General features: G+C 70.9%; 13 protein-coding genes and 1 pseudogene. 8 read left to right on the top strand and 6 right to left on the bottom strand.

The window, feature by feature from the left end:
• Positions 1-6 precede the first annotated feature (6 nt).
• Complete coding sequence (locus HUT18_RS00355; protein WP_176096713.1) at positions 7-342, bottom strand: hypothetical protein; 336 nt, start codon at positions 340-342, stop codon at positions 7-9.
• A 241-nt stretch (positions 343-583) separates the two neighbouring features.
• A complete protein-coding gene (locus tag HUT18_RS00350; RefSeq protein WP_176096711.1) occupies positions 584-1,720 on the bottom strand; it encodes a branched-chain amino acid aminotransferase in 1,137 nt (378 codons plus the stop codon).
• A 218-nt stretch (positions 1,721-1,938) separates the two neighbouring features.
• Here HUT18_RS00350 and HUT18_RS00345 point away from each other — a divergent pair, with 218 nt between their 5' ends.
• The gene (locus HUT18_RS00345) at positions 1,939-2,376 is read left to right on the top strand and encodes an Lrp/AsnC family transcriptional regulator (RefSeq protein ID WP_176096709.1); all 438 of its coding nucleotides are present in this window, start codon (positions 1,939-1,941) and stop codon (positions 2,374-2,376) included.
• Between the two features lie 102 nt (positions 2,377-2,478).
• On the opposite strand, the gene HUT18_RS00340 is transcribed toward HUT18_RS00345, so the two are convergent.
• Positions 2,479-3,486 (bottom strand): alpha/beta fold hydrolase, encoded by a 1,008-nt coding sequence (locus HUT18_RS00340; RefSeq protein WP_176096707.1) that lies wholly within the window; start codon positions 3,484-3,486, stop codon positions 2,479-2,481.
• 710 nt (positions 3,487-4,196) lie between these two features.
• On the opposite strand from HUT18_RS00340, the gene HUT18_RS00335 reads away from it, so the two are divergent.
• From HUT18_RS00335 to HUT18_RS00320, 4 genes and pseudogenes are all read left to right on the top strand, one after another.
• Positions 4,197-4,808, top strand: coding sequence for a helix-turn-helix domain-containing protein (locus tag HUT18_RS00335; protein ID WP_176096706.1), 612 nt, complete (start codon positions 4,197-4,199; stop codon positions 4,806-4,808).
• Between the two features lie 190 nt (positions 4,809-4,998).
• On the top strand, positions 4,999-5,232 hold the full coding sequence (locus HUT18_RS34275; RefSeq protein WP_368661499.1) for a DUF6126 family protein: 234 nt from the start codon (positions 4,999-5,001) through the stop codon (positions 5,230-5,232).
• Between the two features lie 65 nt (positions 5,233-5,297).
• On the top strand, positions 5,298-7,187 hold the full coding sequence (locus HUT18_RS00325) for an Imm49 family immunity protein (RefSeq protein ID WP_368661498.1): 1,890 nt from the start codon (positions 5,298-5,300) through the stop codon (positions 7,185-7,187).
• Positions 7,188-7,281: 94 nt separating this feature from the next.
• Positions 7,282-7,488: pseudogene (locus tag HUT18_RS00320) on the top strand (GNAT family N-acetyltransferase); the annotation flags it as partial.
• Here the strand turns inward: HUT18_RS00320 and HUT18_RS00315 are convergent.
• Positions 7,475-7,828, bottom strand: a complete 354-nt coding sequence (locus HUT18_RS00315) for a hypothetical protein (protein WP_176096704.1) — start codon at positions 7,826-7,828, stop codon at positions 7,475-7,477. The pseudogene HUT18_RS00320 and the gene HUT18_RS00315 overlap by 14 nt on opposite strands.
• A gap of 332 nt (positions 7,829-8,160) precedes the next feature.
• Here HUT18_RS00315 and HUT18_RS33450 point away from each other — a divergent pair, with 332 nt between their 5' ends.
• Together HUT18_RS33450 and HUT18_RS00310 are read left to right on the top strand one after the other, a co-directional pair.
• Positions 8,161-8,694 (top strand): cupin domain-containing protein, encoded by a 534-nt coding sequence (locus HUT18_RS33450; protein WP_254878360.1) that lies wholly within the window; start codon positions 8,161-8,163, stop codon positions 8,692-8,694.
• Positions 8,687-9,448, top strand: a complete 762-nt coding sequence (locus HUT18_RS00310) for an SDR family NAD(P)-dependent oxidoreductase (RefSeq protein WP_254878359.1) — start codon at positions 8,687-8,689, stop codon at positions 9,446-9,448. The genes HUT18_RS33450 and HUT18_RS00310 overlap by 8 nt, the downstream gene beginning before the upstream one ends.
• A 172-nt stretch (positions 9,449-9,620) precedes the next feature.
• Here the strand turns inward: HUT18_RS00310 and HUT18_RS00305 are convergent, their stop codons facing one another.
• On the bottom strand, positions 9,621-10,277 hold the full coding sequence (locus HUT18_RS00305) for a hypothetical protein (protein WP_176096701.1): 657 nt from the start codon (positions 10,275-10,277) through the stop codon (positions 9,621-9,623).
• Between the two features lie 119 nt (positions 10,278-10,396).
• Positions 10,397-11,413, bottom strand: coding sequence for a Ppx/GppA family phosphatase (locus HUT18_RS00300; protein WP_176096699.1), 1,017 nt, complete (start codon positions 11,411-11,413; stop codon positions 10,397-10,399).
• 173 nt (positions 11,414-11,586) lie between these two features.
• Between HUT18_RS00300 and HUT18_RS00295 the strand changes: the two genes are divergently transcribed.
• Positions 11,587-11,913: a hypothetical protein gene (locus HUT18_RS00295; protein ID WP_176096697.1), complete on the top strand. Its 327-nt coding sequence runs from the start codon at positions 11,587-11,589 to the stop codon at positions 11,911-11,913.
• The last annotated feature ends 3 nt before the right edge of the window (positions 11,914-11,916 follow it).

The following is an 11,916-nucleotide window of genomic DNA, read 5'->3' as shown; positions in this document are numbered from 1 at the left end:
GGTCGTTCACCGGCCCTGTCGGTCGTGGAACGGCGTGCTGTCGGGGCCAGTGCGCACGCGCGGGCAGTCCGTCTCCAAGGCATCGGCCATGGCCCGGACGGCGGTGCCGGGATCACCTCCGCGCAGCAAAGGGATCGGGGTTCCGGCGACGGCCCTGTCGGCGAACCCGGTGTCCAGGCGTCCGAGGCGGATCTCGAGCAGCCGCACGCAGGCGGGAGCTTCGCGGCGCACGGCCTCAAGCCAGGCGCTGAGCACGGACTTGGAGTTCAGCGGTTCCAGGTCGGAGAGCCACAGCAGGCTCCTGATCTCGCTCAGGATCCGCTTGTCGGCCGTGTGCGGCATGGTGCTCCCGTCGGCTGCGACCTCGGGTAGGCAGTCTGAAAGGAGAAGAGTCAGACCGCACGGATGCCGATAGGCGAGGGGGACCGGGCATCCCACCTTTGGACTCCTGCGATTCCGCCTCGGCGGAAACGCTCGTCTGTGGGCCGCCCCTGGCCCGCGACGGCCACCCTAGCCGTCAAGCGTGTCGGCACCAGCCGACACGCCATCCCGGCGGAGAGCGGGCCCTCACCTCGGCCGGTGGTCAGCTCTCCGGAGCGGCGTCCATGATCGTGTGCATCCAGCCGTGCGGGTCCGGGGCCTTTCCGGTCTGGAGGTCGAGCAGGGCGCTGCGCAGGCGCATGGTGACCGGGCCGGGCCCGCCGTCGCCCACGGTCCAGTCGGCGCGGGTGGAGCGCACCGAGCCGACGGGGGTGACGACCGCGGCGGTCCCGCAGGCGAACACCTCGGTGAGGGAACCGTCCGCACTGGCGCGCTGCCACTCCTCGACCGAGATCCGCCGTTCCTCGGTGGCGTAGCCCAGCTCCGTGGCGAGGGTGAGCAGCGAGGCACGGGTGATGCCGGGCAGCAGCGAACCCGACAGCTCGGGCGTGACGATCTTCGCGTCCGCACCCGACCCGAACACGAAGTACAGGTTCATGCCGCCCATCTCCTCGATCCAGCGGCGCTCCAGGGCATCGAGCCAGACCACCTGGTCGCAGCCCTGCTCGATCGCCTGGGCCTGGGCGACCAGGGACGCGGCGTAGTTCCCGGCGCACTTGGCGGCCCCGGTGCCGCCGGGCGCGGCCCGTACGTACTCCTCGGACAGCCACACCGACACCGGCTTGACCCCGCCCGCGAAGTAGCCGCCCGCGGGCGAGGCGATGAGCAGGTAGCGGAACTCGTTGGCGGGCCGGACACCGAGGCCGACCTCGGTCGCGAAGATGAACGGCCGCAGATACAGGCTCTGTTCGGCCCGCGTGGGCACCCACGCACTGTCCTGGCGCACCAAGGCTTCGACACTCGCGACGAACGTCTCCTCCGGCAGCTCCGGCATGGCAAGACGGCGCGCGGAGGACCGCAGGCGAGCGGCGTTGGCGTACGGGCGGAAGGTCGCCAGGGAACCGTCCACGCGGCGGTAGGCCTTGAGCCCTTCGAAGACCGACTGCGCGTAGTGCAGGGTCATGTTCGCCGGGTCGATCGCCAGCGGCCCGTACGGGACGAGTTCCGCGTCGTGCCAGCCCCGGTCCTTGGTCCACCGGACGGACACCATGTGATCGGTGAAGTACCGGCCGAAACCCGGATCGGCGAGACGCGCCTCGCGAGCGGCGGCGGGCAGCGGATCGGCGGACGGCTTCAACTCGATGGCGAGGGTCGCCTGTTCGGCGTCGGTGATGGTCATCGCGGGTGTCCTCACGGATCTGGGCCGACGGTGAGCAGCACGCCGCTCGCGCCGAGCGGCCGGGCAACGGGGCGGGGAAGACCGCCAGCACAGCAACACCACCGGCCAAGACACAAGTATCGGGAACCCGAAAGGGGGAAACACGCAAGCAATTTCTCCAAAGAGATCTCGTCCCTACAATTCTTTGTGCTCCCCAGTGCACTCCGAAGGGTCCCGCCGTGCCCGAGATCGACGACATAGACCACCACCTGCTGCGCCTGCTGCGCGAGGACGGACGCCGCACCTTCTCCGAAATGTCCGCCGTGGTGGGGCTCTCGGTGGCCGCCGTCAAACGCCGGGTGGACCGGCTGCGCGAGACCGGCGTGATCACCGGCTTCACGGTCCAGGTCGACCACGGCAAACTCGGCTGGGGCATCGAGGCCTTCGTCGAACTCCGCTTCGCGGGCACGACCCGGGTGGGCGAGATCGTGCGCTCGGCCTACAAAGTCCCCGAAGTCCAAGCCGTGTTCACCATCGCGGGCGACCCCGATGCTCTGGTCCAGGTCCGCGTCCGCGACATCGCCCATCTGCAGCAGGTCATCGACGGACTCCGCAGCGCGGGGCAGGTCACCGGTACCAAGACGTTGATGGTGATGGGTTCCTGGTCCCGGTCGTGACCCGGCGCCGCGCCCCCCGCGCGCCCGGCCCCGTCCGCTGCTCGGCGGGCGCGCCGACGCCGGGCGACAGCCCGGGGGAGTCGCCCGCATCCCCGCCCACGATCAGCGCACGGCGGTCGCCGCCGGGCCTGAGCCCCTGCTCGCCGGGAGCGTGGGCACCGGCCCGACACCGCTGCCCGCGCCCTCGCTCTCGCCTTCGTCTTCGTTCTCGTTCGAGGGCGCCACGTGCCGGAGGTGCTCGGCGACCAGACGCGTGTACTCGTCGTCGCGCTGGAGGTGGGCGATGTGGTCGGTGCCGGGGATGGTGGTCCAGCGGCCCTGAGGGTAGTGCGAGGCGAGGGCACGGGCGTCCGCGACCGGGGTCAGGGTGTCGTGCTCCCCGGTGAACACGAGCGTGGGCGTACGTGGCAGGGGATCGTCGTAGAACAGTGTGGTGGCGGTGAGACGTTGGAGATTGGTGACGATCTTGGCGTGCTCGGCGGCCGGTGTCCGGGAGAGCTCGCCGGTGAGCAGGTAACGCACGGCGGCGTGCCGGTGGATGCGGTGCGGGGGCGCGGGATCGGAGAGGCTGTCGACCGTGCGCACGGCGAACTCGCGGATACGTCCCGCCTCGAGAAGCGCGATGAGCGCGCCGAGCTCCTTGATCTCGTGGTCCTCGGCGGGCCGCGGGGAGCGGGCACCGGTCAGCGCGAGCGAGGCGATCGTCCCCTCGTCACAGAGCTGCGCGAGCCGGTGACCGATGAGAGCACCGTGCGAGGCGGCCAGTACGTGGTAACGCCGGTGCCCCGCCCGGCACATGGCCTCGCGCACCGCATGCGCGAGGAAGTCGACGCCGTGATGGGGCGGCAGGGCGTCGGCGCGCCCCCAGCCGGGCAGGTCCAGCGTGACGACGGTGCCGCACGCGGCGAGCAGCGCCGGTTCGTGCCGCCGCCAGGAGTACATGTCCTGGAACGCGCCGCCCAGCACCAGCAGCGGCTCGACGGGACGCGGGGAATCCAGCGCCTGCCCCGGCACCAGCGGCGGGGTGTACGTCAGCGTCCGTCGGCTGAACGCGTACCCGCGGTGACTGAGGGTGTCGATCTCCTCCCGGACCGCGCCCGGCTCCAGCACCCGCCGCGCGGTTCGGCCGCCGCGCCGCTCCGCGAGCGGCCGCTCGTCCGGCCTCGTTCCACCGCCCGACTGCTCGTCCGGCCCCGTTCCGCCGCCCAACCGATCGCCGGGCCTTTTCCCGGAGCGCGGCGGCTCATCGTGGACCGCCCGCTCGTGCTCCGTCTCGCCCCGTCCCCGCCCGGTCATCGCTCGGCCCCCCGCACGCTCGCCGGACCGGAGGCCGTGGCGGCGCCCGTGCACCGCGCGCGCCCTTCGGAGGTACATGGCGTCGGCGCCCCGTGGGCGGGAAGACCGCGCGGAAGGTGCCTGCCCGGACCGGGAGGCCTGCCGAAGGGCGGCCTGCTCGGGCAGGGCCTGGTGGATCCGCCGGGTCGACGCGCTGCCGAGCTACGACGGGACGGCGCACGACGAGGCGGGTTCGGTCCGGTGCCGTTGCCCCGCTCAATACGGTCGCGCGCGTACGGGAGTTGGGGGTCGGTGTGCGTTGTCCTCATCGGCGGACCAACGAGTCGATCCCGTCCGCGTCACGCTGCCCGCCACTCGTCCGGCCCACAGACGGGCGCCGGATGGCGGAGTCGTATCGTGCCGCGCCCGGAAACCCGGCAGGTCGAACACAGCCCATCCGTGGACGAGCACCGGACGAGCACCCGGGATTTTGCCTCTGAGGCAAAACTTTTGCCCTGTCTGTCACCGGCGGCTTTCATGGACGCATGGACCACGCATCCGACGGGGCCGGTGCCCTGAACGCTGTGGCCGCGCAGCTTCGTGAGCACCGCCGCGTGGCACGGCTCACGCTGGAATCCGCCGCGGCCCGGGCCGGTCTCTCTCCGGCCCACCTCTCCCGCCTGGAGACGGGTCGGCGCCAGCCGTCCCTGCCCGTACTACTGGCCCTCGCCCGCCTCTACGGTACGACGGTGTCCGATCTGCTCGGCGAGACGGGGGCGGAATCGGAACCGGTGGTACGCGGAGGCGAAGCCGAAGCCGTCCCGGCCGGAGGCTGGGTCTACCGGGCCGCGGGCAATCCGTCCCGGGCTCTTCAAGCCCTGCGGGTGACCGTCCCGCCGCGCGTGGAGGGCGACCTGGTGCGGGTGCACCCGGGCGAGGAATGGCTGTACGTCCTCTCGGGCACCCTGGCACTCGCCCTGGGCGAACGCTCCTACACGCTCGCCCCCGGAGACTCGGCGCACTTCGACTCGCTCGTGCCCCACCGCATCGCCGCACTCGGCGGCCACAGCGCCGAGATGCTCTTCGTCCACACCTTGCTGCGCAGCGCGGCGACGAACGTGTGCCTGGGCGGAGCCGGACCGACCCCAGGTTTGTGAGTGACGCGTCCGACCGGAACGACGGGAACCACCGGTGTAACCGGAGCAACCGGAGCAACCGGAACGACCGGCACGGCCGGTAAGCCCGCGAGCCGAACGGGCCCATACCTAGAGGCACATGGAGGGCTGAACGCGCATGCGCTCGCGAGAGAAAGTGACAACCGCCGTGCACGACGGGACGGACCGAGAAGTGAAGGGCGAGACGCCGGGGGAAGCGCTCACCGGTTCGCCAGCGTCTCTGCCCGCGACAGCCGGTGCGGACCCAGCCACCGCAACCGCGCTGCCCGCGCGACCCACCGCGAAGTCGAGCCAGGAGGACGGCTTCCCGAAGGCGCTGGGTGTCCGCCTGTTCGTCTACCTCGCCGGAGGCCACCTGTTGGGCGCGTTCCTGTGGCTGCTGTTCGAACTCGGAGGCAGCGGCTGAACCGGCACGGCGGCATCGAACGCGGGCCGTAGGCTGAGCCGTGGACATGTGTACGGTGAAGCGACGTGAACGCGGGGGCGGCGGACGTGCGTTGGGAACGGCATCGGGTCGGTGAGGCCGCACTGGTCGCGGCCCGCGAGGACTTCGTCAACCGGATCGGTTCGCGGGTTCGGACCATGTCGAAGGCGGGCCGGATGGGCGTCTACGACTGGTGGCTGCTGTCGGAGGAGTTCCTCGACTACCTCGGCGCGCTGTCCGTGGAGATTCCCGACCTCGGCACTCCCGAGGCCAGGGCGGTCCTGTCCGACGCGGCCGAAGCCGCGGTCGGCAGCATCTCGTACGCGGCGTACTTCCCGTACGACGACTTCCAGGTCTTCCTCGACTACGTGAACTTCGGGATGAGTTACGAGCGGGGCACCGAGGGCGGCAGGGAGACCGTCACAACGGACGAGTGGCTGGCCGCTCTGAGCCTCGCCGTCCTGGCCGGAAAGGCCGAACGGCACGGCGAGGCCTTCCACTTCGCGCGCCGCGCACCTCAGGAGGGGCAACGCGGACGCCCCGGCGCGGAGCTCATCAACGCGCTGATGGCCTACGTCTACGGCGACACCGGAGACGACGACGCGAACTACCCGCCCACCGACGAGGAGAAGCGCGCCGCGATCGACGCCGCCCTGGCCCGACTGCGCACGCACGAAGAGAAGCACGACGAAGAGCAGAACCACGACGAAGTGCAGAACCACGACGGCGGGCTGCAGGGCGGGAATCACGACGCTACGCACGCGGCCGGGCAGGCGGGCAGCTCCTCCCCTCCGCACCCGCACAGCATCGCCCTGCGCGCACTGCACGCCCTCACCCACCGCGAACCGGACGTATTCCGCGAGGAGTTGACCGGCCTCCTGGAAGCGCACCGCGCGGCGTCGCGTCAATCGGACGCCCCACGCGAGCTGCTGCCCCTGATCCCGCTGGCTCTGACCGCTCTCGCCTACCGCCACGAGGGCTGGCAGCCGCCGGTGGACAGTGCGTACCTGCCGCGTGCGCTGGTCACCGGCTTCGAGTCCGCGGGTCCCAGGGTGGCCGGTTACGGACGCGCACGCCGCCCGGACGCGGTCGCCCAACTCGCTGCCGGATCCGTGACGTTGGAGCGGCCCGAGCATCCGCGACCACTGCACCCCGAGAGCGAGGCCCTGTTCGAGAAGTACATTCAGGAGGCGTTTCCGCCCGAGACGGTCGGAGAACCGCCGGCCGCCTGGCGGATGCTCAGGGCGATGGCGGATCTGTGCATGCTGTTCGGCGCGCGGGCCTCGGTCACCGGCGACGCCACGGACCGGCAGTGCGAAGACGTGCGCCTGGCCGCCGAGTTGGGCTCGGCGCTCTTCCGTACCTGTCTCGCGGAACCGGGCACCGACGTGGAACTGACGATCGACGGCACCACCCGCACCTACCCGGCGAACCACGGCGCGGCGGCCGGCCCCGACCACTGGCAGCGGGTGACCAGCCTCGCGCTGATCACCGGCGTACGCGAGCACCTCGCCCCGCTGGTCCTCACCGACCCCGAGCTGCTGGCCCGGGACGAGTCGGGGTTCGCCTCGTACCGCCAGGCCCTCCACGACTACCTGCGCGGCGCCGACCCCGAGCCCGCCACGGACCGGGCACTGAACGACTGCGAGAAGGCGGGCGCCCAGGGCTTCCTCCCGCCGCCCGCCGTACTGTTCTCGCAACTGGTCGACGGTGACGAAGAGAGCTTCAACCTGGCGCTCCTGGACGCCCTCGAAGCCCACCGTGACCACCACCAAGTGGCCGATCGGGCCTCCGAAACCAAAGCCGCGGTCAACCTCGACATCCTGGCCCTCACCTGTCACGCGATCCGCCGAGGCTGGAACATCCGGGTCAACTCCGCCTATCTGCCGCCCCGTTTCCTCGCGGCAGCCGAGCGCGGCGCGTTCCTCGACACCTGAGGCGGCCTGGGCCACCGACGAACGACGGGCATCCGAACGACAGCAGGTGAAAGGCAACAGCGGTGACCTCTCTGACCATTGTGGTGGACGACCTCTCGGGCACCTCATCGACGAGGCCAGGGCGAAGGGCTTCTCCCGTCTGAGCCTGGAGACCGGTTCTGCTGAATTCTTCCTGCCCGCAAGGAAGTTGTACGAGAAGTTCGGCTTCGTCGAGTGCGAGCCGTTCGCGGACTACCGGGAGGACCCGCACAGCACGTTCATGACCCGGGAGCTCGGGAGTACACCCCTCAAAAGGACTTGAGTGTCCACGGCAGCGCTTCACGCCAACCGTCGCGATCGTGTGCCCAGTCGTACATCACCTTCGCGACCGGGCCGGGACCGACAATCGAAGGCTGCCTCGGGACATGCGCCTCGAAATGCCTGTCCGAGCCGCCCTCGCGATATTCCACCTGGTAGCTCAAGTCGTCGTTGAGATACACCTGGATGTAATGCTCGTTCACCGGTTCCCGGTCGCGTCGTTCGAAGATCACGTACGGGTGACTCAGATTCATGTCGGCGAGCAGATCGTGGAGTTCGTCCTCGGTCGGCTCGTCGATGGATCGCCCGCCCGCTTCGAAGGCCCGGAACACTGCTTTTGTCATGCGCGTGACTGTACTGGCCCGGTACGGGGGATCGTGACCTGGAAGCGGGTGGGCACCTTGCCGGAGCCGTCCAACCGGTCACGAGCTGGGCACGATCGAGCGCTGGCCGGGCGCCCGCCGCCCGCCGGTGACCGAGGACGCCGTGGAACGAGGTGGCGGGCCAGGACCGTCCTCGGGCCGGAATCCGCTGCCGGGAAGGAATTCGTCCGTTTCCCGCCGCCTCCTCCGGTGCATTGATCGTCCGACGGGTGCGTCGCGCACTCCGCACATCGCACGGCCCGCAGCGTGCCGCGCGATCACCGGCTCCCGGTCCGTGGAAGCGAGGAGAGGGCATGGACAGCAGGACGACGACAGCGGCCGAAGTGGCCGAACAGTACGGACTCGCGCCGCTGCCCGTGGAAGGCGGAATGTTCCGCCGCACCTGGGCCGGACCACCCGATGCCGGCGGCCGCCCGGCCGGATCGGCCATCATGGTCCTGCTCACCGATGCCGACGGGGACTTCTCCGCCCTGCACCGCCTTCCCGTGGACGAGGTCTGGCACTTCTACAGGGGCGATCCGCTCGAACTGCTCCTCCTCCACCCCGACGGCAGCGACCGCCTGCTCCGCCTCGGAACTCCCCTGGGGCATCCGCAGTACGTCGTCGAAGCCGGTACGTGGATGGGCGCCCGGGTGGCCGCCGGAGGCCGCTGGGCCCTGTTCGGCACCACCATGGCGCCCGGGTTCCTCCCCGCGGACTACGAGGGCGCCGATCCCGACGACCTGTGCGCCCGCCACCCCCGGCACGCCGCCCGCATCCGCGCCCTGTGTCGCCCCGGAGCGCCCCGGAGCATGCCCGACACGGACGGAGAGGGCACCCGTGCCTGACCTCACCGGCACCACCGCACTCATCACCGGCGCCAGCGGCCTGATCGGCGGCGGCATCGCCCGCTGCTTCGCCCGCGCCGGAGCCGCCGTCGTACTCCACCACCACTGTGGCGAGAACGCCGCCCGCACGCTCGCGGAGGAGATCACCGAGGCCGGTGGCCGGGCCACCGTACTGCGCGCGGACCTGCTCCGCCCCGAGGAATGCCGGCGTCTCGTCGAGGAGGCAGCCGCCCGCCACGGCCGCCTCGACGCCCTGGTCAACAACGCCGGGATCCAGCCGGTGCAACCACTGCCGGACATGACCGCCGACGACTGGCAGCAGCTGCAGACGGCCGACGTCACCAGTGCGTTCGCCTGCACCCAGGCCGCCGCCCGGATCATGGCCGGCCAGGCGGACGGCGGCAGCATCACGCACATCGCCTCGATCGAAGCCAGCCAACCCGCCCCCGGCCATGCGCACTACAACGCCGCGAAGGCCGCGCTCGTCATGTTCGCGCGTTCCGCCGCCCTCGAATACGGACCGCGTGGCATCCGCGTCAACTCCGTCTCTCCCGGCCTGATCGACCGCCCCGGCCTCGCCGACGACTGGCCCGAGGGTGTGCGCCGCTGGGGCGCCGCGGCGCCCCTGGGACGACTCGGCCGACCCGAGGACGTCGGCAACGCCTGCGTCTTCCTCGCCTCCCGGGCCGCCTCCTGGATCACCGGCCACGACCTCACCGTCGACGGCGGTGTCAGCGCACATCCGACCTGGTGAGCGGGGCAACCGGCGACTTCGTCGCTACGCCCCCGAGGTCGGCACCAACTGATGGGGCATCACCCTCAGCGAGCCCGGAACCTCCTCTTGGGCGACGACCGGGCGACCTCGCCTGCCGTCTGCCGCATCCGCCCGCTGGACGCCGCCCGGCTCGCCCACTGCGATGTGCCGGTCACCACTCTCGCGACGTGCTGAGGCCTCCGGCCCCGACCACCGTCGTCGTGATCCGTGTGAGCGCGGGCCTCCGGGGTACCGAGCCGAATCCGAAGCGCACCGGGGGCTCAACAGGGCGCAGCGTGCCCAGGTCGACGCCCTCGCAGTCCCCCGAGAGCGCTCCGATCGGATGCACGTCGCGTGCTCCGTACCATTCCTTCCGTCCCCCGCCCGCGCTGCCGCGGGTGCGCACGCCGTGCAGGAGGAGGCGGGCGGCCCGGTCGGTCACGGCAGTCCAGGCCGGGCTGCCGCTGAGCGGTCCGGGCACGCTTCGCAGCAGATAGCCCAGAGGGCCCCGCCGGGCGGTGACGAACCGCAGGTGCAGTTCTTCTGCGTCCACGGTCCAGGTCCGGCCGTCGACGCCGACGGTGACCGGGACGGTCCGCACGCTGTCGAAGGTGTAGGTGCCGCGGATGAATTCGGCGGTCTCGGGGGTGGGCGCGAGCAGGCGGCGGTGGCCGTCGGCCCGCTCGATCATCACATCGCTGAATGGCCCAAAGGGCGAACTCGTCCAATGCCCGAGCACGATACGGGCACCGGAGGAAGTACCTACGCCCGCGATCCATCCGTCGAATCGCAGCCGGTCGCCTGCTGCGGCTCCGCGCGTCCGTTTCACAGCGAGGCTCCGTTCCCACCGAGGCTTCGTTCCCACCGAGGTTTCGTTCGTACTGGTCGGTGCCCTCTACCAACACCGACCGTGCGGTGCCCGGGCGTGGTCCGGCCCGGGCCGCCCGTTCAGTGGGCCGCGTCCGCACCGCCACTGGGCGGTGAGGCCAGCCATCGGCCCTTGCGGCCCCGCACCAGCACCCCGTACGGCACCCGCCCCGCAGCGGTGAGCGGTGGGCGCTCCAGGTGGTGGAGCACGACGCCCTCGCGCACCGCCCATGGGCAGGTGGTCAGCCGGCCGATCTCGGCCATCTCCATGATGCAGTGCGCGACGATTCCTCCGGCCGCGGCCTGGTGGCTCCTCGCCGTCGATATCCCCGGCAGCCGCGCGCGTTTGCCCGCGGGGACCGAGAGCAGCTCGTGCAGCCTCTGCGACAGGTCCTCACGGGTGAGTACGGGCGCCGCACCCGAGCGCCCTTGTGCGGAGTCGGCCCCGCAGAACCGGGTCAACTGTTCGAGCATGCGGGAGGACCCGACGATTGTCTGCGGCTCCGCCGCTCTCAAGCCTGCGGCGGCCTCGCCGAAGACGGCATGGGCCCGGTCCCGCACGGCTTGCACCTGCTCGGGTGTGGCGGCACCTTCGCCCAGGATCTCCCGGGTCAGCCGGGCGGCGCCGAGCGGGAAGGCCTCTGCCATCGTGGCCGAATCCCCTGTGCCGAAGCCGACTTCGAGAGCATGCGCACCGAGATCCACGACCGCCAGCGGGCCGGCCTGCCGCCCGAGCCATCGGCGTGCGGCCAGGAAGGCCAGCTCCACCTTGGACGCGCGAGGAAGAGCGATCAGACGCACTCCGGTACGTGAACGCACGGCCTCCACCACGTCCTCGCCGTTGGCGACATGCCTGATGAACGCCGTCGCGTAGGCGAGAAGTGTCGTCACCCCGAGCCGCAGGGCCTCGCACAAGCAGGCGTTCACCGCCCGGGACAGCAACTCGACGCCTGCGGCGTCCAGTCGGCCCCGTGCATCCAGGCGTGCGGCCAGCCGGACCGGTTTCTTCACCGACCGCGTTTCGGTCATGACCTCGTCGCCGACATCCACCATCAGATGCACCGTGTGTGCCCCCACATCCAGCACACCCAGCTTCATCCAGATCCCTTCCCGCGCCTCGCTACACGATTCAGCCGTCGGCGTCGATTGAATCGCTGTGAAAATCTGGAGAATACCTACCGTCTGACCAGGTGTCACCCACGCCTCGGGGAAGGCCACGATCCGGTGGACCCGGCTCCGGGGAGACGGGCCTCGGCGTTTACTGTCGCCGTATGGAACAGGACCATCCCCTCCTCCGAGAGATGTTCCCCGAGCTCGTCGCCGAACTTGCCGACCTCCTGGAGGCGGAAGGTGAACGGGAGTTGGCCCTCACCGTGCGCGATGTCCGCCTGTTCGGCCTGTGCGAGTGCGGTGACGAGTTCTGCCAGAGCGTCCGTACGGCGGATCACCCGCCGGGGCAGCCCTTCGGTCAGGGCCACCGCTGTGTCCCGCTGCTGCCCGCGAAGGGCATGCTCGCCCTGGATGTCGTGCACGAGCGCATCATGTACATCGAAATCCTGGACCGGCCGCTGATGATCCGCCGGGATGCGCGGATGTGAGCC

Source organism: Streptomyces sp. NA04227 (genome assembly GCF_013364195.1).
Taxonomy (GTDB): domain Bacteria; phylum Actinomycetota; class Actinomycetes; order Streptomycetales; family Streptomycetaceae; genus Streptomyces.
The sequence above is the reverse complement of the archived record's forward strand: the minus strand, read 5'-3'. Positions and strand labels throughout refer to the sequence as shown.